This is a genomic window from Candidatus Poriferisodalis sp. (genome assembly GCF_965204195.1).
Lineage (GTDB): Bacteria > Actinomycetota > Acidimicrobiia > Acidimicrobiales > Poriferisodalaceae > Poriferisodalis.
The window spans coordinates 2451991-2474344 of record NZ_OZ241975.1 but is presented as its reverse complement, the minus strand read 5'-3'; the positions used below and the strand labels follow the sequence as shown (position 1 = coordinate 2474344).

The following is a 22354-nucleotide window of genomic DNA, read 5'->3' as shown; positions in this document are numbered from 1 at the left end:
CAGAGAGTGCACCATGACAGCTCGAACTGCCTCCGTGCAGAGGAACACCAAAGAGACCCGGATCGACCTCACGCTCGACCTCGACGGCAGTGGCCAGAACGACATCTCGACGGGCCTGCCGTTCTTCGACCACATGGTCGCCCAGCTCGCCAAGCACGCCCGCTTCGACCTGCAGCTGCGCACCGACGGCGATCTTGAGATCGACGCCCACCACACGGTGGAAGACACCGGCATCGCCCTCGGCGAGGCGATGCGGCAAGCCTGGGGCGACAAGGCGGGTGTGCGCCGTTTTGCCTCCTACGTGGTGCCGCTCGACGAGGCGGCAGTCGAGGTGGTGCTGGACCTGTCAGGCCGGCCGTACCTGCACTACGACATCGAGCCGCCCGGCGAGAAGATCTTGGGCGACCCGCCCTTCGACCCCCAGCTCTGCGAGGAGTTCTGGCGTGGGCTCGTCATGTCCGCGGGCATCACCCTGCACCTGGTGATGCTGCGAGGCCGCAACACGCACCACATCATCGAGGCCAGCTTCAAGGGAGCGGCGCGAGCCTTCTACGACGCCGTCCGCGTCGCCGACGACGTGCTGCCTTCCACCAAGGGCGTCCTGTGAAGGACGTCAGGTGAATGGCGATCGTCCTCTCGTTGCGGTCCTCGACTACGGCATCGGCAACCTGAGGTCGGCTCAGAAGGCACTCGAACGGGTCGGTGCTGATGCCCGCTTGACCGCGGACGCCGGGTTGATACGGGACGCCGCCGGTGTCGTGCTGCCGGGGGTGGGGCATTTCGGCACCTGCATGGACCAGCTGCGGGCGACGGGCTTGGAACAGCCCGCGTTCGATGCCATCGAGAGCGGGCGGCCGTTCCTGGGCATCTGCGTGGGCATGCAGATGCTGTTCGAAGCATCCGAGGAGGCACCGGGGGTCCCAGGCATGGGCGTGATGCCCGGCACGGTGCGACTGCTGCCCGACGGCATCGTGCGCCCGCAGATGCAGTGGAACCGTCTCGATGTACAGCGGCCGAGCTGTCCGCTGCTGGCCGGCCTGACTGACGGCGCCTGGATGTACTTCGTCCACAGCTACGTGCCCGACACCGACGACAGGTTCGTGGTGGCGACCTGCGAGTACCCCACGCCGGTTACCGCCGTAACCGAGCGCGGCCGGCTGTGGGCCACCCAGTTCCACCCGGAGAAGTCCGGCGATGCCGGCAAGCGGCTCGCTCAGAACTTCCTCGCCGCAGTGAGGGCCGACCAATGCCGCCGGTGAGCTTCGATCTGTATCCCGCAATCGACCTGCGTGGCGGGCGCTGCGTGCGCCTCGTGCAGGGCGACTACGAGCGTGAGGTGCGCTACCACGCCAACCCGGTCGAGGTGGCGCACGAGTTCGCAGAGGCGGGCACCCGCTGGATCCACATGGTCGATCTCGACGCTGCTCGCACCGGAGAGCCGCAACCGCAGAACCGGGCCGTGATCCGGTCGGTCGTGGCCGCGGTGGGCGACGCCGGTGTACAGGTGCAGGTCGGCGGCGGCGTGCGCAGCCGTGAGCGCGCCGAAGCCCTGTATGACGCGGGAGTCGCCCGATGCGTGGTGGGCACCGCTGCGATTGAGAAGCCCGATCTCGTGGGGGAATTGACCTCCGCCGGTCACCGCATCGCGGTGGGTCTCGATGTGCGGGGCACCGAGGTGGCCACCCGTGGCTGGGAGCACCAGAGCGGGGTCAGCCTGGGCGATGCCCTCGCCCAACTGGCCGGCAGCGGCGCTGAAGCGGTGATCGTGACGCAGATCGCCCACGACGGCATGGGCGGCGGGAGCGACCTGGCCGGGTTGCGGGAGGTGCTGGATGCGCCCCAGCGGCCCCCGGCGATGTCGGTGATCGCCAGCGGCGGGGTGGGCTGCCTCGCTGACATCGCCGACCTGCGCGACCTGCGCTCGCCGCATGGGCACACGCTCGCGGGGGCCATCGTGGGCAAGGCACTCCATGACGGCGTGATCTCGCCCGTCGCTGCTGTGGTGGTGGCGCGCGGCAGTGCCGCAGTGGACGAGCCCGACCCGGAGCCGGGCCAGTGACGGAGGCACCCGGACGAGAGGCTGAGTCGACATGAAGAGCGTGCGGGTCATCCCCTGCCTCGATGTGGACGACGGGCGGGTCGTCAAGGGCGTCAACTTCGTCGGGCTGCGCGACGCTGGCGATCCCGTCGAGCTGGCGGCGGCGTACGACCGCCAAGGCGCCGATGAGATCGTCTTCCTCGACATCACGGCGTCTGCGCACGACCGCGACACGATCATCGAGCTTGCCCGTCACACCGCCGAAGAGGTCTTCATCCCGTTCACGATCGGCGGGGGAATCCGCTCGGTCGACGACGCCCGGGCGCTGCTGCGGGCGGGGGCCGACAAGGTGTCGGTGAACTCGGCTGCGGTTGCCCGCCCAGAGCTGGTGCGCGAGATCGCCGACGAGTTCGGCACGCAGTGCGTTGTGGTGGCGGTTGACGCGAAATCGAACGGCACCGGGGCTGATGGCAGCACAAGCTGGAACGTCTACGTCAAGGGCGGCCGGGAAGACACCGGCATCGACGCTCTCGGCTGGGTGCGCCAGGTGGCTGAGCTGGGCGCCGGTGAGATCCTGCTGACGTCCATGGACGCCGACGGCACCAAGGCTGGCTTCGATCTTGAGCTCACACGGGCAGTCGTCGACGCAGTGGAGATTCCCGTGGTCGCCAGCGGGGGAGTGGGCACGTTGCAGCACTTGGTGGATGGCGCCCTCATCGCCAACGCCGACGCCTTGCTCGCGGCCTCGATCTTCCACTTCGGCGAGCACACGATCGCCGACGCCAAGCGAGCGCTGCTGGACGCGGGCGTCGCCGTCCGCCCTCCCGCAGCCTGACTGACAGCCGGGGTTTCACGGCGCTCGCCGGATTCAATCCTGCCCGAAGGCGCCCGCTAGCTTCCCCGCCATGAGCTATCCCGGCACGTATTCGGCGACCGACCCCGAGCGCCCAGCGGTGATCATGGCCCGCGACGGCCAGACCCGGACGTTCGGCGAGCTCGAGGACCGCAGCTGCCGGTTCGCGCAGCTCATGTGGGCGGCGGGTTTGCGGCCCGGCGACCACGTGGCGATCTTCGCCGACAACAACATCGGCTACTTCGATGCCTACTGGGCGGCCATGCGCAGCGGCCTCTACTTCACGACGGTCAACCGGTACCTGACGGCCGACGAGGCCGCGTACATCGTGAATGACTGCGGGGCCCGGGTGTTGGTGGCGTCGCCCGCGGTGGTCGATGCGGCGACCGAGATGCTGCCGCTCATCGGCGACTGCGATGTACGGCTCATGTTCGACGAAGCCGCTGAGGGGTTCGACTCATTCGAGGACGCCATCGCGGCTCATCCCGCCGAGCCGCTTGCTGAACAGCCCCGGGGATCGGCCATGCTGTACAGCTCCGGCACCACGGGCCGCCCCAAGGGCATCATGCGACCGCTCGACGGAACCTCGATCACCGATCCCGATCTTGTCGGCGTCGGGCTCGTAGGAGGCATCTTCGGCATCGGCGAAGGCGCCGTGTACCTGTCGCCAGCGCCGCTGTACCACTCGGCGCCGCTGGCCTTCACGACGGGCACGCAGTCGATGGGCGGGACGGCGGTGGTCATGGACCGCTTCGACGCCGCGGAGGCGCTGTCGTACATCGAGCGCTACCGCATCACCCACAGCCAATGGGTGCCCACGATGTTCAGCCGGATGCTGAAGCTGCCCGACGAGATCCGGACCCAGCACGACCTCTCCAGTCACCAGGTCGCGGTGCATGCGGCGGCGCCGTGCCCCGTCGAGGTGAAGCAGCAGATGATCTCGTGGTGGGGCCCGATCCTGCACGAGTACTACGCCGGCACCGAGCTCAACGGCTTCTGCTACGTGAACTCCGATGAATGGCTCGAACGGCCCGGCACGGTGGGCAAGCCGCTCATTGGTGTGATCCACATTTGCGACGATGAGGGCGACGAGCTGCCCGTCGGCGAGGCGGGCACCATCTACTTCGAGCGTGAGATCCCGGCCTTCGAGTACCACAACGACCCGGCGAAGACCGCCGAGTCGCGGCACGACGATCACGAGCTCTGGTCGACCCTCGGCGATGTCGGGCGTGTCGACGACGACGGCTACCTCTACCTGACCGACCGCAAGGCGTTCATGATCATCTCGGGCGGGGTGAATATCTATCCCCAAGAGATCGAGGACTGCCTAGTGCTGCATCCCAAGGTGGCCGACGCGGCGGTGTTCGGCGTGCCCAATGACGACTTCGGCGAGGAAGTGAAGGCCGTGGTGCAGCCGCTCGCTGGCGTGGAGGCTGGCGACGCATTGGCGACCGAGCTGCTGGGGTACTGCCGGGGGCACCTCGCGAACTACAAGGTGCCCCGCTCGATTGATTTCCGCGCCGAGCTGCCCCGCCATCCCACCGGCAAGCTCTACAAGCGCATCCTGCGGGATGAGTACTGGGGCGACCGGTCCTCACGCATCGTGTAAACCGCGGCGTTACCGCAAGCCGCTGACAAACGAGGCGATCTTCTCGCCGACAACCCGTGCGTGGCCCATCAGGAAGTGATCGCCGCCAGAAATCACGTCGACTTGGGTGTTCGTCCAGCCCTCGGTGATCTCGGACGCTTCGGCGGGGGAGCGGAACTGGTCGTGCTCGGGCACCAGCAGCAGCTTGGGCCGAGGATCGGCTGCGGCGCCCATCGATACGGGGTCGACGATCCGCAACGGCGCGGCAATGCCGATCCATGCCGACAAGGCGTCGTGTCCAGCCGCCAGCGAGACATCGCCGCCGAACGACCAGCCAGCCGAGACGACCGGCGGCGGCCCAGCGCTGCCCGACCGGTCGGCTGCGAGGCGTACGGCCGTGCCGAACGCCGCCGCGGCGTCGAGCTGTTCGGCCTTCCCGTCGTCGTGGCTGCCGCCAGAGCGGCCTGTGCCCCGGAAGTTGTAGCGAAGCGTTGCGATGCCGCTCGCAGGCAGGGCCCGAAAGAGGTGGTCGACAAGCGGATTCCACATGTCACCGCCGTACAGCGGGTGAGGGTGAGACAGCACAGCCACCGCAGCCGCGGTGCCGCCGGAACTGCCGTCGTCGGCCCCAGCGCTTTGGGGCCGGGGCGAGCCGGGCCAGGCAGCCTCGGCCTCGAGCTCGATGCCGTCCGAGGTCACTGCGGTGACGGCGAACGCCTCGACCGTGAAGGGAGGCCCAGGAGCGGGCGTGCCACCGGAATTCTCTGCGTCAATCACTCCGGTGAACGGTACCGTGCGGGCGGTGAGCGCTCCCGAGACCAGCAACGAGCACGGCGCCGCTTCGGCGACGAAACCCGCTCGTGCCTCGAAGAGCTCGAAGTCTGGCAGTCGCCCGAAGGCCGCGGCCAGCAAGCCGAAGCCGTCCGCACCGCCCGACTCCGACGGCGAGCGCCGGCCCATCAAGATGCTGCACGATCGGCTGCTTGTGCGGCTGCCCAACGACGGCTCGGAGCGGCGCACCAGTGGCGGCATCCTGATCCCAGCGACAGCCCAGCAGAACAAGCGCCTCGTGTGGGGTGAGGTCATCGGCGCAGGGCCGAACGTGAGGACCGCCCAGGAAGGCGATCGGGTGCTGTTCAGCCCCGAGGACCGCCACGAGGTCGAGGTGCACGGCGACGATTTCCTGATCCTGCGCGAGCGGGATGTTCACGCCATCGCTGCACCCCGCATCGAGCCCGGCAGCACCGGCCTGTACCTGTGATCGTGCGGCTCTGCCTTCGGGCCTGCGCAATGACCCAGATCCGATGAGCACGGGCGAGACGCAGTTCCAAACCGGCGGCGGCATCACGGTCTCGCTGGCGGCGTCGACGGTCGATGGCAATGCCGAGATCGAAAACCTCGTCGATCGGTTGGACGAGGCGCGGGGCGTGCTGCTGTCGTCGAGCTACGAATACCCTGGCCGCTACACCCGCTGGGACATGGGATTCGCCGATCCGCCGCTGGCCATCACCAGCCGGGCGCAGGACATCTGGGTGAGCGCCCTGAACGAGCGGGGCGCCGTGCTGCTGGAGCCGGTCCACGAGGCGCTGGCAGCGTTGGGCAGCGCCGCTGGCATCGTGGATCTTCGCCATGAGACTGGCGATGGCTCAGGCGCCGTGGTCTGCCGTGTGGAGCGGGCCGACCGGCGGTTCGAGGAAGAAGAGCGCAGCCGCCAGCCGTCCACGTTCACGGTCGTGCGCGCCCTGGTGAACCTGTTCTCCTGCGACGATCCGCACCTGGGCCTGTACGGGGCGTTCGGCTACGACCTTGCCTTCCAGTTCGAGCCCATCGCGCTGACGCTGCCGCGCCCGGCCGAACAGCGCGACCTGGTGCTCTACCTGCCCGACGACCTGCTCATCGTGGACCACGAGGGTGGCATCGCCCAGCGCTTCCAATATGACTTCGCCGTGAACGGCCGCAGCACCGCCGGGCTGGCAGTCGGCGGTGCACGCGTGCCCTATGAGCCCGACTTCGAGCTGGAGGCGAGCTGCGACCATGAGCCCGGTGGCTACGCGGCGGGTGTGCGTGCGGCCCACGAGTACTTCGCCCGGGGCGACCTCTTCGAAGTCGTCACGAGCCAGATGTTCTCCGAGCCCTGCATCGAGTCTCCCGCAGAGCTGTTCCGCCGGCTCAAAGAGCAGAATCCTGCGCCGTACGGGTTCCTGATCAATCTCGGCCCGGCCTCGGCCGGGCGCAGTGGGCACAGTCCGGCGTCAGCCGGGCGCATTGAGCACAGTGCGGCGGGTGATACGGGTGAGTGGCTCATCGGCGCCTCGCCCGAGATGTACGTGCGGGTCGAGGGCGAGCGGGTGGAGACCTGCCCGATCTCGGGAACCATCGCCCGAGGCCAAGACCCCATCGACGACGCCTCGCAGATACTGGCACTGCTCAACTCGGCGAAGGACGAGTCCGAGTTGACGATGTGCACCGATGTCGACCGCAATGACAAGAGCCGCATCTGTGTGCCTGGGTCCGTCAAAGTGATCGGCCGCCGCCAGATTGAGATGTACTCCCGCCTCATCCACACGGTCGACCATGTGGAGGGGCGTCTGCGCTCCGGCTTCGATGCACTTGATGCATTCCTGTCGCACACGTGGGCGGTCACGGTGACCGGCGCGCCCAAGACAGCGGCGATGATGTTCCTCGAGCAGCACGAACGCACTGCCCGGGCCTGGTATGGGGGCGCAGTCGGCAAGGTGGGCTTCGACGGCAGCCTCAACACCGGGCTCACGCTGCGCACGATCCGCGTCGCCGACGGACATGCAGAGGTGCGTGTGGGCGCCACGCTGCTGTGGGACTCCGAGCCCGACGAGGAGGAATCGGAGACCGAGCTCAAGGCGTCGGCGTTCCTCGACGCGATCCGCCGGCCGCGCTCGGCGGCGGCCACAGGGGTTGCCGCTTCGGCCCCCAGTGATCGGCGGGTGCTGCTGGTGGATCACCTCGACTCGTTCGTGCACACGCTGGCCAACTACCTGCGCCAAACCGGTGCCACCGTGGTGACCCGCCGGGCTGGCTTTTCCACCGAGGAGATCAGCGCCGACGATTTCGACCTCATCGTGTTGTCGCCGGGCCCCGGCCGGCCCGACGACTTCAGCATCGGACCGGTGGTGCGGGCCACGCTCGATGCTGGGCTGCCGCTGTTCGGGGTGTGCTTGGGATTGCAGGGCATCGTGGAGTACTTCGGCGGCGAGCTGGGCCAGCTCGCCACGCCCATGCACGGCAAACCGTCTGCCATCCGCATCCTCGGCGGGCAGCTGCTCGACGGTCTGCCAAAGGAGTTCCGGGCGGGCCGCTACCACTCGCTGTTCGCCCGCCGCTCCGAAGTACCCGATTCGCTCGAGGTGACGGCGGTCAGCCTCGATGACGACATCGTTATGGCGGTGGAGCACCGTGAGCTGCCCGTTGCGGCCGTGCAGTTCCACCCGGAGTCGATCATGTCGCTCGATGACGGGGTCGGCCTAGCGCTGATACGCAACGCCGTCGACCGTTTGGTGCCCGGATGGAGGGCTGGATGACTGTCGTGCCTGTGCTCGATCGGCTGGTGACGGCGACAGTCCCGCGCGAGGTGCTCGTGGTGACCGGACCCGAGGCCGCCGTGTACCTGCACGGCCAGATCTCTGCCGACGTGGAAGCCATGGAGGTCGGCCAGAGCGCGCTGTCGTTCCTGCTGGAGCCACGAGGGCGAATAGAAGCGCTCTTCGTCATCAGCCGGACCGGCCCCGAGACCTACATCGCCGACATCGAGCCCGGTTTCGGCGAGGCCACGTCAGCGTCGCTTGAGCGCTTCAAGCTGCGGACCCGTGCCGACTTCTCCCTGCATGAATGGCAGATGCATGCCGTGCGCGGGCCTCGTGCGGAAGGCGAATCGGCGGTTGGCGCTTCGAGCACCGGCCCGGCCGAGGCCCCTGAGCAGGTAGTGCGCCCCACGCACTGGCCGCTGGCCAGCGGCCACGACCTGCTGTTCGGCCCCGGCAGCGAGGCCCTTGCGTTCACCGACGGCGCTGAGCAGGTCTCGGCCGATGAGTTCGAGGCGCTGCGCATGGCCTACGGCCTGCCTGCGATGGGCACCGAGATCCAACCGGGCGACATACCCAACGAGACCGGCCTCGTCGAGCAAGCTGCGTCGTTCACCAAGGGCTGCTACCGGGGCCAGGAGCTGGTGGAACGAATCGACTCGCGGACAGGCGGCCGCCGGTGCATTCAGCGCTTCCGAGCCGCCAGCGATGTCTCACCAGGTGACCAGCTGTGCCGCACCGACGGCGCTGGCGTCGGCACGGTGCTGAGTACCGCTTCGCTGGCTGGCGCCGTCGTCGGATTCGCATCTGTGCAACGAGATGTTGGCGGCGATGTGTGTATCGACGACGGCCCGCCCGTCGCTCTTGCCGACCTGTTCTGATCTCGCCGCAGGGTTCGCTACGGGTACGCTCGCAGGCTGTTGTCGAATCAAACGGATCACAGGGAGCAACGCCATGGCAAAGACGGCACTGCTGGCCAAACTGACCGCCAAAGAAGGCATGCGTGACGACCTGCTCGCAGTGATTGCCGACCTCGGCATGAGCAACGTCGCCGGCGAGCCGGGCACCGAGATATACGCCGTTCACAAGGATCAGAACGATGCCGACGTAGTGTGGTTCTACGAGCTCTACAGCGACCAGGATGCACTCGCAACCCACGGTGGTTCGGACCAGATGAAGGTCGTTGGAAAGGCCATGGGCGAGTTCATGGCGGCCCGCCCCGAACTCATCTTCCTCGACCCTGCCGCGGCCAAGGGTCTCGATTTCTGACTCTGGCGCCGCGACCTCCTGCTCGATAGGCGAGGGGTCGCCTGACATGCCGGTAGTGACATGTTCGTAAAGATCTGTGGCGTCACGAACGAAGAGGATGCGCTGGTCGCTGTCGGCATGGGTGCCGACGCCGTCGGCTTCAACTTCGTGCCCGGATCGCCACGGCAGATCTCCCCGAGGCTGGCACGAGACATCGTTCGCCGGCTGCCGGGCGGCGTCGTCACGGTCGGTGTGTTCCGCAACGAACTGCCCGAACGGGTGGTGCAGATCATGGATGGCGCCGGTCTGCGCCTGGCTCAGCTGCACGGCAACGAGACCACAGCCGACAGCCGTTGGATCGCCGACCGAGTGCCCGGGCTCATCAAGGCGTTCGTGGCAGGTGATCCCAATGTGGAGCGGGTGCGCGATTACGGCGCCTCGGTCTTGATGCTGGATGGTCCCGAGCCTGGCAGCGGCAACGTCTTCGACTGGCGGCAGCTCGAGGGCCGAGATCGCGGCATGAGGCTGCTGCTCGCCGGCGGGCTGCGCGCTTCGAATGTGGCGCAGGCGATTGAGGTCGTGCGGCCGTGGGGCGTGGATGTGGCGTCGGGCGTCGAATCCGAGCCCGGCCGCAAGGACGTGCTCGCCATGCGTGAGTTCGTCACGGCGGCCAAGGAGGCCGGGGCCCTCTACGAGGAAGCCGACGAGTCGGAGCCGCCAGAACAGGGCGCGCCGTACGACTGGCGCGACGACTGAGCGAGGGGCACATGGCTGCAGCAACTGACGGTTCCACGCCGAGTCACCGGTCAGTCATGGGCGAGCCCACGACTGATGGCCGTTTCGGCGAATTTGGCGGCCGATTCGTTCCCGAGACGCTGGTTGCAGCGTGCGAGGAGCTCGAGGCGGCGTTCCGGGAGGCCTGGGCCGATCCGGCGTTCGTGTCCGAATTCGAGACCACGCTGCGCGACTACGGAGGACGGCCCTCGCCGCTGACCGAGTGCCGCAACCTGTCGAGCCAGCTCGGCGTGCGCCTGCTGGTCAAGCGCGAAGACCTCAACCACACGGGCTCGCACAAGATCAACAACGTCATCGGCCAGGCGCTGCTGGCTCAGCGCATGGGCAAGACACGGCTGGTGGCTGAGACGGGTGCCGGCCAGCACGGTGTCGCCACGGCAACCGCAGCGGCGCTGCTGGGCATGGAGTGCAAGGTGTACATGGGCGCCGTCGACGTCGATCGTCAGGCCCTGAACGTGTTCCGCATGCGGTTGCTGGGGTCCGAGGTGGAATCGGTGCAGTCCGGCAGCCGCACGCTCAAGGACGCCGTCAACGAGGCGCTGCGCGACTGGGTGGCCACCGTCGAGAACACGCACTACTGCCTCGGCTCGGTGATGGGCCCCCATCCCTACCCATGGATGGTGCGGACGTTCCATCACATCCTCGGCGACGAGGCCGCGGCGCAATGCAAGGACCTCACCGGCGGTGACCCCGACGTGGTGGTCGCATGCGTCGGCGGGGGCAGTAATGCTGCCGGCATCTTCTCGGGTTTTGCCGACGGCGGTGCCCGGCTCGTGGGCGTCGAGCCTGCCGGCGGTGCCGCGGTCGGGCGCGGCGTGCCCGGCGTGGTGCACGGCATGACCAGCTATCTCATGCAGGACGAAGTGGGCCAGGTGATGGAGGCCGAGTCCATCTCGGCCGGGCTCGACTATCCCGGCGTCGGGCCCGAGCACGCCTATCTGGCAGCGATCGGCCGTGCCGAGTACCCGAGCGTGACCGACGACGAGGTAGTCGAGGCGTTCACGCTCATGAGCCGCGCCGAGGGCATCATCCCGGCGCTGGAATGCGCGCATGCTCTGGCGTGGATTGTCCGGGCGGCGCCGGAGATCCAGGGCCAGACCGTGTTGATGAATCTCTCGGGCCGTGGCGATAAGGACGTCGATCAGATGATGGATGTGCTCGGGATGCATGGGCTGAGCCAATGAAGGCACGTTCGTGAGCGAGGCGGCCGCAACTGGCCTGACAGGAGCTTTCGGCCCGCTCGAGACGCATCTGCGAGCTCAGCGCGACAGCGGCGCGAAACTGCTGGTCCCGTACGTCACGGGCGGTTACAAGGGCTGGCAACGCGCCGTGGAAGCGGCCGTGGCCGCTGGCGCCGATGCCATAGAGATCGGGATTCCGTTCTCTGATCCTGTGATGGACGGGCCGGTCATCCAGCAGGCATCCACTGCCGCTCTGGCCGACGGAGCGACCCCGGCGTCCGTGCTGGAGGAAGCACGGGAACTCGATACCGGCGTGCCGCATGCGGTGATGACCTACTACAACCTCTGCCACCACCAGGGTCATGAGCGCTTCGCTTCGGCACTGCTCGATGCGGGTGTCTGTGCCGCGATCCTGCCCGACTTGCCATTTGTTGAGGCGGGACCATGGCTGGAGGCTGCGGCCGAGTCGGGCGTCGAGGCGATCTTGCTGGCAGCCCCCACGACGCCCGAGCACCGGCTCGCCGCGCTGTGCGGAGCATCCCGAGGCTTCGTCTACGCGGTCGGCCTGCTCGGCGTGACGGGCGAACGGACAGCCCTGGCGCGCACAGCCACCGAGATCGCCGCACGTTGCTTGGCCGTCACCGACCGGCCCGTGCTCACCGGTGTCGGCATCGGTTCGCCGTCCCAAGCCGTCGAGGCGTGCGAAGTGTCCGACGGCGTCATCATCGGCTCCGCAGTCGTCCGCACCTTGATGTCCGACGGCCCCGAGGCTGTGGGCGAGCTCGTGGCCTCCTACCGGACGGCGCTGGACCACGGCTGACCGGTGACGCAGCACGGACCGAACGCGGACGTTGACGGCCCGGTCGCCTCGGCGCACTGTCTGCATCCGGCCGCTGCGTCCGGGCTGGGTCGTGATGCAGCCGCAGCGTTCGATCCGGAGTGCGAGCTGTGCGAGGCCGCCCGCTTCACTCATTGGTACTACGAGGATGAGCTGTGCTGGGTGGCCGACTGCGAAGTATGTGCCACGCCGATGGTGGTGTGGAAGCAGCACGGCACCGAGCCCCCTCCCGATGAGGTGGCAGCGATGCTGGCCCGACTGGTCGAAGCGGGTGAACTCAGATTCGGTCCCGACGGTGGGAAGGTGGATCAGGTGATGCGCCAGATCCCCGACCATTTCCATGCCCACTACCGCGATGCTGACTGGATGTCCCGCCGCTGGATGGAGCCCCCAAGCCGCTACACCGGCGTCGGCACGCCAAGGGAAACCCGATGAGGGGCCGCTGCGCGCCTGTCAGAGTCGGCATGAGGCTTGATCGGCCTGCCGCTGCGGCCTCGGCGAGCGGTGGTGCCGCACGCAGCGCTGGCGGCGCTCGGCGGCTCCTCCCGATGTGGGTGCTGGTGCTCGCGGTGATCATGGGCCTTTCGGCCTGCGGCGGCAGCGATGCGACAGAGGCCGACTTGGAGCGGCTCGAGCTGGCGTTCGAGAGCGCCGATGTGACACTCGGAAGCGAAGTCTTCGGCGACAGCTGCTCGGTGTGCCACGGCAGCGACGGCAGCGGGGGCGTGGGCGCAGCGCTCGGCGGTGTCGACGAGCGCCTGACCATTCGCGACCACCTAGCTGTGGTGTGGACTGGTCGAGGCTCGATGCCCCCGTTCGGCGGGATCCTTACAGACGCCGAGATCGCCGCCGTGGTGGCCTACCAGCGGAGCACCTTCGGCGACGAGCGGTAGCTTCGCCGCAGTGAACGACTCAGCGAGCGAGCCAGAATTCCCTCGACCCGCCGATCTGCTGCCACACCGGGCGCCGTTCCTGCTGGTGGATGAGATCATCGAGCTCGAGCCTGGCGAACGCTGTGTGGCGCACTGGCACCTGACCGGCGACGAGGCCTTCTTCGCCGGTCACTTCCCGGGCCGCCCCACGCTGCCCGGCGTGTTGATGGTCGAGGCCCTCGCCCAAACCGCTGGCCTCGCTGCGGCCTCAGCATCGTCGCTCGAAGGCAAGCTGGCGCTTTTCGGCGGCATCGACAAGGCCCGCTTCCGCCGCCAGGTCACCCCAGGCGACACGCTGCGCCTCGAAGCCACCATCGACCGCCTCTCGGCCCGAGCCGGCAGAGCCTCGGGCACCGCCAGCGTCGAAGACCAAACCGCCTGCGAAGCCTCGATGATGTTCCTCATCGCCGACGCCACCACCGCCAACTAACCCCCACCGAAGCGCTCTCTCGGCACAGGGTCTTCCAGACGTTCTCAACCTCAACACTGAGTGAGATTGGCGCATTTGCGCAGGTCGCGCGAGGCTTTGGGGATGCTCCGCGAAGTCGGCGACGACTTCCAAGCTGACTCACGTCGGCAGGGCACTGCATTCGAGCAGCAGGCCAAGGCGTACTTGGGCGCGCTCGGGTTCGAGCTTCACGGTAAGCAGAGATTCACCGATATCGGCTGCGAGGTCGATGACATCGCCGAAGCACCCAACGGAGAGCTCGTGTACTTCGAGTACAAGGGCTCCTTCAAGGGGCAGCGACCAGGAATGCGCCGCACGGACACGGTCAAGAAGGCGCTGCTGACCGGCTTCTTGCTGCGCTCCATCGGTGACGACACTCCGTACTACGTATTGACCTCGCACCTGCCCGAGGGCGGAGCAGCTCAACGAATGATCGACACGGCGGTGAGCGCAAAGGCCGTGTCAGGCGTGCTGGGGCTCAACGACCCAGCAGCCAGTCAAGCGCTCGCTGAGCGTTTTGGCCCGCCGGCGAGGCCCCGCATCGGACCCGAGAGAACCTGGCAGCCAGCCCTGCCAATAGCCCGCCGCGCCTAGCTTTCGGATTCAGCGCTAGGACTGGCCGGCTTCGACGACGGCAGTCACGGTCTCGCGCCCGAGTCCCGACACTTCAGCAATCTGGCGTAGCGAAGCACCCGATCGGTGAGCCACCCGGATCATGTCGTCGCGCAGCTCGGCTTCCTTGTGTGCCCGCTCGGCGCTGAGTCCGACTACCGCTAGCGCTGCTGCAACCTCACCGTCGAGCTTCCCTCGGTACTCGTCCATTGCGGCCTGCGCTGCCGACACGTCAGCTTCGGTGTAGCTCATCGATCACCCCGTAGTTCCGTCGCGAGCTTGTCTCGAATCGGCATCATCGTCGCCATCATTCTGATGTTGAAGCTGGATCCGGTCGATCCTCACGTAGCGCTCCACGGCGGTGCTGAAGCCAGACACGCGGTGCATAGGCGAGCCGGCCGAGTATCTGCTCCCACAGCGGCACCCGCCTTGCGACCGTCGAGACGTGATTGCTGAGGCCGGCGAGTTCATAGGTAAACACGATGACCTCGACTCCGGCCTCCTGGATCGCTTGTGCTCTCTGCCGTCGGGATCGGAAGTCGTTGTCGCAGGTCACCAGCACGTAGTCGTTCTCTGCGCACCAGACGGCAATGTCGTAGTCGTGCGCATCGCAATGACCCCCGTGCGTACGGCTGAGCGCATCCAGTTCGGAAACGTGAATGACGTTGTCGATGCCCGCAGCTGCCCTCGGAGAGATATTCGCGTCGAGGCAGAAGCGGATGTCACGTGGTGAGTCGCGCGAACTCCGCACAGGCCTTAACTCGGGTCACGCTGAGGTTGAAACCCCGTGCGACTTCTTCGGGCGAATCTTCCTTGAGGCTGGCGACGATGGACTTGACTGGGATCCTGGTGCCCGCCACCACCGGGGCGCCGAAGCAGATGCGTGGGTTGATCTCGATCCATTGGGCGACATCCCACGACGCCGCGCGCCCGTCGATGAACTGGATCTCCTCGGCGAACGTCTGGATGGCAGAGGTGATCGCCCGTTGCCCTTTGCGGTCCCCGACAATCTCCTCCGCATGCCCTTGGAACTCAATCCAGACGTTGTGCCCGTCGGTGTAGAACGACTCGTGAGCCAGCGGGTGTTGGATCTTGGGAAACCGTTCGCGCATGCCATCCAGCACTCGACGGACCCTTTGGAGTGAGGCGCCTCGGTCGCGGAAACGGCAAACCATTTCCAAGCCGATCAGATCGACAAAGCCAATCGTCGCTGCGGCGTCCTTGTCATGTGAGGGTGGCCTGACAACTGTCATCCAGCGACGGATTTGGTCGCGCGAAACGTCACGGTTTCGCTCGACAATCTGCGCCGCTTGGGGAAAAGAGTAAATGCCGACCCCCATAGCAGCGCCAGTTGCGACTTCGCTCTCGCCATGCTTCTTCGTCGCCACATCTCCTCCGCGCGACTCCAGTCACCAGCCTAAGGGCGACCTGTCACACGCCTGTCGATGCTTGGCCCAAGTGCCATGGCAACCGTGGACAACAACGGAACGAGGGTGTTTGGCTGTCGCGGAGAGATGCCGGTCAGCGGAGGTGGGTGGGGCGGGGGTCGGCTAGGCGGCCGAGGGGTGATTGGGCTCGCAGGCCGCCGTCTACCACGATGGCTTCGCCGGTGACGAACGACGACTCGTCGCTGGCGAGCCAGGCGGCGACGCTGGCGATCTCGTCGGGATGGCCGAGGCGGCGCAGCGCATGGGCTGCCAGGTTGCGTTCGAGCGCGGCCGGGTCCTGCATCATCCGTTGCACGGGCGGCGTCTGGATGGTGCCGGGGCAGATGGCGTTGACGCGCACGCCGTCGGGGGCGTGATCGGTGGACAGCGCCCGCGTCAGGTTGATCACGGCCGCCTTCGAGGCGGCGTACACCACCGAACCGCCGTCGCCGTGCAAGCCGCTGATCGACGCCGTGTTGATGATCGAGCCGCCGCCGCGAGCTTCCATCGCCGGCACTGCGTACTTGGCGCCTAGGTACACCGACCGGACGTTCACGTTCATCACGAGGTCCCAGTCACGAGGCTCCAGCTCCACCGCGGTGCCGGGGCGGATGGTGCCTGCATTGCTGTAGAGCACGTCCAAGCCGCCCCAGCGGTCCACGGCCGCGGCCACCATCGCCTCGACGTCGTCGGGCTCTGCCACGTTGGCACCGAATCCATGCGCCTCGCCGCCGGCTTCCATGATCGATTCGGCCACGCCCTCGGCTCGTTCACGGCGGATATCCACCACCAGCACCGACGCACCTTCGGCGGCGAAGCGGTGGGCACTGGCTTCGCCGATGCCCGATGCACCGCCGGTGACGATTGCGATCTTGTTCTCGAGCAGCACGGGTGGCCTCCCTCGTCGGATTCCGGCCGTGCCGGCACTCCTCACCGGCGCGGCGCATCGACACTACGACTCCACGTCGGGCCTCGTCTTGCCAACGTGGCTACGTTGTGGCGGCCGATCAGATCGTCCCGATAGGGGACGAAACAGGGGAGGGCTCGATGGCGAGCGAAGCGTTCTACAGAATCCGCGAGATCATCGCGTCGCAGGCCATGCCTGCCGACATCGATGCGATGCGCAAGGGCATCGAGCTCACCGCGCGCCCGCTGCCGGCGGGCGTCACGGGCGAGATGGTGGACGCCAACGGCGTTCCGTGCGAGCTGCAGACGCCCGACGAGACCACAGGCGACGCCATCGTGCAGTACGTGCACGGCGGCGGTTACGTCGCCGGTTCGATCGGCTCGCACCGGAACCTCACCGGCAACTTGGCCCTCAAGCTGGGCTGCCCGGTGCTTTCGGTCGACTACCGCCTGGCGCCCGAGCATCCGCACCCTGCGCCGGTGGAGGACTCGGTTGCTGTGTATCGCTGGCTGCTCGACCGCAGCCACTCCGCCGACAAGATCGCCATCGCCGGCGATTCCGCTGGCGGCGGGCTGACGATGTCGACGCTCATGAAGCTGCGCGACCTCGGGCTGCCGCTGCCGGCCGCAGCCGTACCCATCTCGCCGTGGGTGGACATGTCCGGCACCGGCGAGAGCGCCGTCACCCGCTCGGACCGCGATCCGATGGTGACTGCCGACGATCTCACCCGGATCGCCGGGGTCTTTCTCGGCCCCGACGGCGACGCCACCGATCCCTATGCGTCGCCGCTGGAAGGCGACCTCTCGGGCTTGCCGCCGTTGCTCATCCACTGCGGCGACGACGAGGTACTGCTGAGCGACAGCGAGCGGCTGGCACACAAGGCCCGCACCTCCGGCGTCGACGTGACGCTGGAGGTCTGGCCCGAGATGATCCACGTCTGGCACTCGATGGCCGGCCTGTTCCCCGAAGCCGACGAGGGCGTGGTACGGGTAGCCGAGTACCTCGGCGAGCGCCTCGCCATCTGACGTTGCCCGGCGGCGCCGATCAGCGAGGCGGCGACGGCGGTCCTACGACTTCGCCACGTCGTCGAGGAACCAATCCACCAGGTCGAAGCAGTTGCGGCGGTTGGCGGCCTCGTTGCGCGCGATCTCGGTCAGGATCTCCTCGCGCACGATGCCCACAGATGCCAAGTAGTCGTCGCTGGCCTCGCGCAACCACTCGCTGGCCAGCTCGGTGCTGATCTCAGGATGGAACTGGGTGCCCACGCTACGGCCCATCCGGAACAGCTGCGGGCATATCTCGGTGCTGGCGAGCAGCTCAGCGTCGGGGGGCAAGTGGAAGCGATCGTGATGCCATTCCATCCACGGCCCGGCCGAAATCGGCAGCTCGACGCCGTCGGGCGGTGAGATCCGGTACCAGCCAATCTCAGTCTCGGGGGAGAGATCCACCGATCCGCCCAGCGCCGCAGCCAGCGCCTGACCGCCGAAGCAGATGCCCAGCACCGGCGTGCCGCGCTCGTGCGAGCGGCGAATGAGATCTAGCTCAGCGCCGATCCACGGCTTGATCGCGTCCTCGTACACCGAGAAGTACGAACCCGTCACCACGAGCGCATCGAAGTCATCACTGGGCAGCGGCTGGAATTCTGCCGGCCGTGAGGTGTCGGGCACCATCACGTGGACGTGCAGCTCGACGCCCCGCTCCACCAAGCGATCACCGACGAAACCGGGCCGCGATGTCTCCTCGTGCGTGACGACCAGCGCCCTCATGCAGCCAGCTCGACCACGTGTACGGGCAGGTGCTTGATGCCGGAAATGAAGTTGGACCGCAGCCGCTCGACCGGGCCGTCCTGCTCGATGCGGACCACCCTCCGCAGAAGCTCTTCGAACACCACCTTGATCTCCATACGAGCCAGCCACGCTCCCAAGCACAAGTGTGGTCCGTTGCGGCCGAACGCCATGTGCTCGTTGTTCGGACGTACCAGGTCAAACCGGAACGGATGAGCGAAACGATCGTCGTCGTGATCGGCGCTGACGTAATACAGCACCACCTTGTCGCCCGCCCGCACCTTGGTGCCACGGATCTCGGTATCGCAGGTGGCCGTGCGCCGGAAATGCGTCGTCACCGAGCTGGCCCGCAGCACTTCCTCCACGGCGCTCGCGGTCAGCTCGTCGTCGCCGGCCAGCACCGCGGCCCGCCAGGTGTCGAACAGGTGAGGGTGGGCCATCAGCACCCACAGCCCGTGGGTCATCGTGTAGCGGGTGGTGTCGTTGCCTGCCGCGATCAGCAGCGTGAAGAAGTTCTTGAACTCCAGATCGGTCAGCGGCGTGCCGTCGGTGGTGGGCGCCAAGAGCTGGCTGATCACGTCCTTGGTCGGGCATTCGCGCCGCTCCGCGGCCTGGGCCGCCGCGTACTCGAAGATCTCCACGGTGGCCGGGCTGCGGAACGGCATGAAGCGGAACTCGTCGGTGTCCACCAGCCCCACGGGGTAATCGGTGAAGTCGGGATCGGTGTTGCCGAGCAGCGCGTCGCCCCACTCCACGAGCTGGTGGCCGTCGGCGTCGCTGGTGCCCAGCATGCGGCCCAGCATCCGCATGGGCAGTTCGGTTGCAACGTCGGTGACGAAGTCGAAGCGTTCCTCGGTGAGGGCGTGGTCGAGCACCTCGCACGCCAGCCCACGGATGGCGGCCTCATAGGTATTCACGACCCGAGGCGTGAACCCGCGGCTCACCAGGCGCCGGTAGCGGGTGTGCTCGGGCGGGTCCATCTCCATCATCGTCTTGCGTGCTTCGAGCTCGTCGGGCGCCATGTCCTCGAGCCGGATGCCCTGCGCGGAGGTGAAGGTCTGGGTGTCACGGCTGATGCGGAACGCATCGTCGTACTTGGTGACGGCCCAGTAGCCGCGCCCGTCCACCTCGTCGACCCAGGCCACGGGATCCTCCCGCCGCATGCGGGCGAACGTGGCATGGGGCACGCCCCGGGTCCAGACGTCGTGATCGGAGATGTTGGCGTCGTCAGGCCCGAGGTCGTCCAAGTACGGCTCGGCCCAGGTGCTCACTGCCATCAATTGTTACAGGAGGCTCGCACAGCCACCGCCGGCTTGGCCACTGCAGCTTCCACTGCCACCTCCACCGAGGCGACGCCGTGAACGAAGTTCGACGGGATCCGCACGAGGTCGGCAACGCTCGCCGGCCGGATGCTGCGGTCGAGCATCGCTTCGAGCAGCACAGTCAGTTCCATGCGGGCCAAGTAAGCGCCCAGGCAGAAGTGCGGCCCCCCGCCGCCGAAAGCGATCTGTGCGTTGTCGGCCCGGCCGATGTCGAACTCGTCGGGTCGCTCGAACACCGCCTCGTCCCGGTTGGCCGACGGGTACCACATCACCACCTTGTCGCCCGCTGAGATCTGAGTGCCTGCCAGCTCGGTGTCGACCGCTGCGGTGCGGCGCATGTGCAGGATCGGCGAGGCCCAGCGGATCACTTCTTCGACGGCGTTGGGGAGCAGCTCGCGGTCGGCCGCCAGCCTGTCCCACTGCTCGGGGTGCTCGGCGAACGCCATGGTCCCGTGGGTGATGGCGGTGCGCGTGGTCTCGTTCCCGCCGAACACCAGCACCTGGAAGAAGTTCCGGAACTCGGTGGCCGTCAGGCGGTCGCCGCCGACCTCGGCATGCACCAGGTGGCTCACGACGTCGTCGGTGGGCTGTTCCAGACGCTCGTCGCCCAGCTTGGCCCCGTACTCGTACAGTCCCCACGCTGCGGGGCTGCCGAAGGGGAGCAGGCGCAGCGGCGTCGTGTTGCCGTAGGCGTCGGGCGGCAGCGATTGCGTTTCGGTGGTGCCTTCGACGAGGTGATTCGAAAGCTCCACCATGTAGTCGGCGTCTTCGGGCGGCACGCCCAGGATCGCGATGATCACCCTGATCGGCAGCGGCGCCGCCACCAGCTCCACCCAATCGCCACCGCCCCGCTCGACCACCACGTCGAGCAACTCGTCGGCAATGGCACGGGTGCGCTCCGTGTACCGGCGCATCTGGCGGGGTGTGAACGCCTTGGACACCACCCGACGCAGCCGGGTGTGCGCCGGCGGGTCGTGTTCGAGGATCGATCGGCGGGCCTCCAGCGCGTCGGCCTCGAGATCCCACAGGTTGACGTGCCCGATGGCCGACGAGAAGCGCTCGGGATGGCGTGACACCTCGCACACGTCGGCGTGGCGCGTCACCGCCCAGAAGCCGTGGTCCTCGTAGCGGTTCCAGTGCAGCCCCGGTCGTGCGCGAAGCGTGCGGAAGTCGTCCCAGGGAATGCCGTTCCCGTAGCGGCCGGCATCAACGATGTCGATGTCAGCGGACCGCTCGCTCCGCGCCGATCCACCGGTCACGATGTCGTTCCGGCCAATGAGGTTTCGGGAGGCACAGCCGAATGGTAAGTCTGTGCCCGCCCGCGAGCCGACCAGACACGTCCATCGCATGCGAACACGACGGAGGAATGAACCCATGAGCGAACTTGCCGACATCCAGAGCACCCTGCGGATGGCCGATGTGCACACCGTCGAGGTGGCCATCGTCGACACCTACGGGCACCTGCGCGGCAAGCGCTTTCCCGTCGATCATTTCCTGCGCTCGGTGGCCGAGGGCGGCTGTCACCTGGCAGACGCCATCTACATCTTCGACCTGCACAACGACCTGGTCGACAGCCCGTACATCAACATGGGCAAGGGCTATCTCGACACGCATCTGGTCCCCGATCTCGGCACGCTGCGCCTCTTCGGCCACCGTCCCGGCTACGCGCTGGTGTTCGCCGACAGTCTCGAACCGCCGCACCGCCTCCACCCCATCGCACCCCGCACGGTGCTGGCCCGCCAGATCGCGCGCTGCCGGGCACTGGGCTACAGCCCGCTCGTGGCCACCGAGATGGAGTTCTACCTGTGCGAGGCCGACTGGTCGCACACCCAGAGCCACATCCAGTACTCATCGCTCACCGACCGGTCAGACCTCGAATCGGTGCTGTTGGCCATGCGCCTCGCGATGATCGATGCCGGCATCCCCGTCGAGTCGTCGAACCCCGAGTACGGGCCCGGCCAGATCGAGATCAACGTGCAGTACTCCGATGCCATGACCACTGCCGACAACACGGCGCTCTACAAGAGCATCGTGAAGGAGATCGCCGAGGAGACCGGGCTGAAGGCCACGTTCATGCCCAAACCGTGGACCGAGCCGTCGGGCAGCGGCATGCATGTGCACACGAGCCTCGTAGACGTGAGACACCGCGCTCCCGGCGGCGGCGAGCAGCCGCACGAGGCAGCGAGCTCGAACGCGTTCGCCAGCTCCGAGGAGCGGCCCAACGACGTGATGTCGCACTGGCTCGGCGGCCAGCTCGACAACGCCGGGGCGCTGTCGCTGCTCGGCAGCCCCGTGCCCAACGGCTACAAGCGAGTGCGCCCCTACACGTTCGCCCCCACGCACGTGCACTGGGGGCTCGACAATCGCTCGGTGATGTGCCGCTGCACAGTCGGCGCGGACAATGCGAACCGCGTGGAGTTCCGGTCTGCGGGCGCGGATGCCAACCCGTACCTGATGATCGCCGGCCTGCTGGCAGCAGGCGCCGACGGCCTCGAGCGCCGCGCCGACCCGGGCCCGATGAGCGTGGGCGACATGTACGACGACCCCGGCGACGCAGTGCCGCTGCCCGCCAACGCCGCCGACGGCATAGCGGCCTACGAGGGCAGCGCTCTAGCTGCAGCGTTGGGGGAGGAGTTCTCGACCAACTTCGTGCTGATGGCCAAAGCCGAGCTCGACAAATTCGTTGACGCGGGGTGCGATCCGGCCGGCGACGAAGTAACCGACTGGGAGCGAGACCGCTACCTCGAATTCACCTGAACGGCAGGCTCGGGCACTCGGCTGCGCTGAACGCTGAACAATTTTCGGTGGCCATGCGCCCGAGGTGTGC

Annotated in this window: 26 protein-coding genes; 18 read left to right on the top strand and 8 right to left on the bottom strand. The window is 67.4% G+C overall.

Features of this window, described 5'->3' with window-relative positions:
• Positions 1 to 13: 13 nt before the first annotated feature.
• From hisB to ACOGI8_RS11040, 5 genes are all read left to right on the top strand, one after another.
• Positions 14 to 607 (top strand): imidazoleglycerol-phosphate dehydratase HisB, encoded by a 594-nt coding sequence (gene hisB, locus ACOGI8_RS11060; RefSeq protein WP_419853856.1) that lies wholly within the window; start codon positions 14 to 16, stop codon positions 605 to 607.
• Between the two features lie 10 nt (positions 608 to 617).
• On the top strand, positions 618 to 1259 hold the full coding sequence (gene hisH, locus ACOGI8_RS11055) for an imidazole glycerol phosphate synthase subunit HisH (protein ID WP_419853855.1): 642 nt from the start codon (positions 618 to 620) through the stop codon (positions 1257 to 1259).
• Positions 1256 to 2059 (top strand): HisA/HisF-related TIM barrel protein, encoded by an 804-nt coding sequence (locus ACOGI8_RS11050; RefSeq protein ID WP_419853854.1) that lies wholly within the window; start codon positions 1256 to 1258, stop codon positions 2057 to 2059. The genes hisH and ACOGI8_RS11050 overlap by 4 nt, the downstream gene beginning before the upstream one ends.
• A gap of 31 nt (positions 2060 to 2090) precedes the next feature.
• Complete coding sequence (hisF, locus tag ACOGI8_RS11045) at positions 2091 to 2873, top strand: imidazole glycerol phosphate synthase subunit HisF (protein WP_419853853.1); 783 nt, start codon at positions 2091 to 2093, stop codon at positions 2871 to 2873.
• A 70-nt stretch (positions 2874 to 2943) separates the two neighbouring features.
• Entirely contained in the window at positions 2944 to 4500 is a 1557-nt protein-coding gene (locus tag ACOGI8_RS11040; RefSeq protein ID WP_419853852.1) for an acyl-CoA synthetase, read from the top strand.
• 9 nt (positions 4501 to 4509) lie between these two features.
• Here the strand turns inward: ACOGI8_RS11040 and ACOGI8_RS11035 are convergent, their stop codons facing one another.
• Positions 4510 to 5256, bottom strand: coding sequence for an alpha/beta hydrolase (locus tag ACOGI8_RS11035; protein ID WP_419853851.1), 747 nt, complete (start codon positions 5254 to 5256; stop codon positions 4510 to 4512).
• Between the two features lie 25 nt (positions 5257 to 5281).
• On the opposite strand from ACOGI8_RS11035, the gene ACOGI8_RS11030 reads away from it, so the two are divergent.
• The 11 genes from ACOGI8_RS11030 (at position 5282) to ACOGI8_RS10980 (ending at position 14069) form a co-directional block, all read left to right on the top strand.
• Positions 5282 to 5740 carry a GroES family chaperonin gene (locus ACOGI8_RS11030; RefSeq protein WP_419853850.1) on the top strand — a complete coding sequence of 153 codons (459 nt, stop codon included), beginning with the start codon at positions 5282 to 5284 and terminating at the stop codon, positions 5738 to 5740.
• A 43-nt stretch (positions 5741 to 5783) separates the two neighbouring features.
• Positions 5784 to 8033: an anthranilate synthase component I gene (locus tag ACOGI8_RS11025; RefSeq protein WP_419853849.1), complete on the top strand. Its 2250-nt coding sequence runs from the start codon at positions 5784 to 5786 to the stop codon at positions 8031 to 8033.
• Positions 8030 to 8914: a YgfZ/GcvT domain-containing protein gene (locus tag ACOGI8_RS11020; RefSeq protein WP_419853848.1), complete on the top strand. Its 885-nt coding sequence runs from the start codon at positions 8030 to 8032 to the stop codon at positions 8912 to 8914. Before ACOGI8_RS11025 ends, ACOGI8_RS11020 begins: the two co-directional genes overlap by 4 nt.
• A 73-nt stretch (positions 8915 to 8987) precedes the next feature.
• The gene (locus ACOGI8_RS11015; RefSeq protein ID WP_419853847.1) at positions 8988 to 9302 is read left to right on the top strand and encodes a putative quinol monooxygenase; all 315 of its coding nucleotides are present in this window, start codon (positions 8988 to 8990) and stop codon (positions 9300 to 9302) included.
• 60 nt (positions 9303 to 9362) lie between these two features.
• Entirely contained in the window at positions 9363 to 10037 is a 675-nt protein-coding gene (locus ACOGI8_RS11010; RefSeq protein ID WP_419853846.1) for a phosphoribosylanthranilate isomerase, read from the top strand.
• Between the two features lie 11 nt (positions 10038 to 10048).
• The gene (gene trpB, locus ACOGI8_RS11005; RefSeq protein ID WP_419853845.1) at positions 10049 to 11260 is read left to right on the top strand and encodes a tryptophan synthase subunit beta; all 1212 of its coding nucleotides are present in this window, start codon (positions 10049 to 10051) and stop codon (positions 11258 to 11260) included.
• Positions 11261 to 11270: 10 nt separating this feature from the next.
• Positions 11271 to 12077, top strand: coding sequence for a tryptophan synthase subunit alpha (trpA, locus tag ACOGI8_RS11000; RefSeq protein WP_419853844.1), 807 nt, complete (start codon positions 11271 to 11273; stop codon positions 12075 to 12077).
• A gap of 3 nt (positions 12078 to 12080) precedes the next feature.
• The gene (locus ACOGI8_RS10995; RefSeq protein WP_419853843.1) at positions 12081 to 12530 is read left to right on the top strand and encodes a hypothetical protein; all 450 of its coding nucleotides are present in this window, start codon (positions 12081 to 12083) and stop codon (positions 12528 to 12530) included.
• Between the two features lie 29 nt (positions 12531 to 12559).
• Positions 12560 to 12988, top strand: coding sequence for a c-type cytochrome (locus ACOGI8_RS10990; protein WP_419853842.1), 429 nt, complete (start codon positions 12560 to 12562; stop codon positions 12986 to 12988).
• A 10-nt stretch (positions 12989 to 12998) separates the two neighbouring features.
• Positions 12999 to 13457: a 3-hydroxyacyl-ACP dehydratase FabZ gene (fabZ, locus tag ACOGI8_RS10985; RefSeq protein WP_419853841.1), complete on the top strand. Its 459-nt coding sequence runs from the start codon at positions 12999 to 13001 to the stop codon at positions 13455 to 13457.
• Positions 13458 to 13559: 102 nt separating this feature from the next.
• Positions 13560 to 14069 (top strand): hypothetical protein, encoded by a 510-nt coding sequence (locus ACOGI8_RS10980; protein WP_419853840.1) that lies wholly within the window; start codon positions 13560 to 13562, stop codon positions 14067 to 14069.
• A gap of 15 nt (positions 14070 to 14084) precedes the next feature.
• Here ACOGI8_RS10980 and ACOGI8_RS10975 read toward each other — a convergent pair whose 3' ends face one another.
• From ACOGI8_RS10975 to ACOGI8_RS10960, 4 genes are all read right to left on the bottom strand, one after another.
• The gene (locus tag ACOGI8_RS10975) at positions 14085 to 14339 is read right to left on the bottom strand and encodes a hypothetical protein (protein WP_419853839.1); all 255 of its coding nucleotides are present in this window, start codon (positions 14337 to 14339) and stop codon (positions 14085 to 14087) included.
• 55 nt (positions 14340 to 14394) lie between these two features.
• Entirely contained in the window at positions 14395 to 14838 is a 444-nt protein-coding gene (locus ACOGI8_RS10970; protein WP_419853838.1) for a DUF5615 family PIN-like protein, read from the bottom strand.
• Positions 14810 to 15475 (bottom strand): DUF433 domain-containing protein, encoded by a 666-nt coding sequence (locus tag ACOGI8_RS10965; protein WP_419853837.1) that lies wholly within the window; start codon positions 15473 to 15475, stop codon positions 14810 to 14812. Before ACOGI8_RS10965 ends, ACOGI8_RS10970 begins: the two co-directional genes overlap by 29 nt.
• Positions 15476 to 15608: 133 nt before the next feature.
• Complete coding sequence (locus tag ACOGI8_RS10960; protein ID WP_419853836.1) at positions 15609 to 16403, bottom strand: SDR family NAD(P)-dependent oxidoreductase; 795 nt, start codon at positions 16401 to 16403, stop codon at positions 15609 to 15611.
• Between the two features lie 158 nt (positions 16404 to 16561).
• Here ACOGI8_RS10960 and ACOGI8_RS10955 point away from each other — a divergent pair, with 158 nt between their 5' ends.
• The gene (locus tag ACOGI8_RS10955) at positions 16562 to 17446 is read left to right on the top strand and encodes an alpha/beta hydrolase (protein WP_419853835.1); all 885 of its coding nucleotides are present in this window, start codon (positions 16562 to 16564) and stop codon (positions 17444 to 17446) included.
• Positions 17447 to 17488: 42 nt separating this feature from the next.
• On the opposite strand, the gene ACOGI8_RS10950 is transcribed toward ACOGI8_RS10955, so the two are convergent.
• From ACOGI8_RS10950 to ACOGI8_RS10940, 3 genes are read right to left on the bottom strand one after another with little or no spacing between them, the layout of a single operon-like run.
• The gene (locus ACOGI8_RS10950) at positions 17489 to 18187 is read right to left on the bottom strand and encodes a type 1 glutamine amidotransferase (RefSeq protein ID WP_419853834.1); all 699 of its coding nucleotides are present in this window, start codon (positions 18185 to 18187) and stop codon (positions 17489 to 17491) included.
• Entirely contained in the window at positions 18184 to 19482 is a 1299-nt protein-coding gene (locus ACOGI8_RS10945; RefSeq protein WP_419853833.1) for a cytochrome P450, read from the bottom strand. Before ACOGI8_RS10945 ends, ACOGI8_RS10950 begins: the two co-directional genes overlap by 4 nt.
• The gene (locus ACOGI8_RS10940; RefSeq protein WP_419853832.1) at positions 19482 to 20786 is read right to left on the bottom strand and encodes a cytochrome P450; all 1305 of its coding nucleotides are present in this window, start codon (positions 20784 to 20786) and stop codon (positions 19482 to 19484) included. The genes ACOGI8_RS10945 and ACOGI8_RS10940 overlap by 1 nt, the downstream gene beginning before the upstream one ends.
• A 115-nt stretch (positions 20787 to 20901) precedes the next feature.
• Here ACOGI8_RS10940 and ACOGI8_RS10935 point away from each other — a divergent pair, with 115 nt between their 5' ends.
• A complete protein-coding gene (locus ACOGI8_RS10935) occupies positions 20902 to 22284 on the top strand; it encodes a glutamine synthetase family protein (RefSeq protein WP_419853831.1) in 1383 nt (460 codons plus the stop codon).
• The last annotated feature ends 70 nt before the right edge of the window (positions 22285 to 22354 follow it).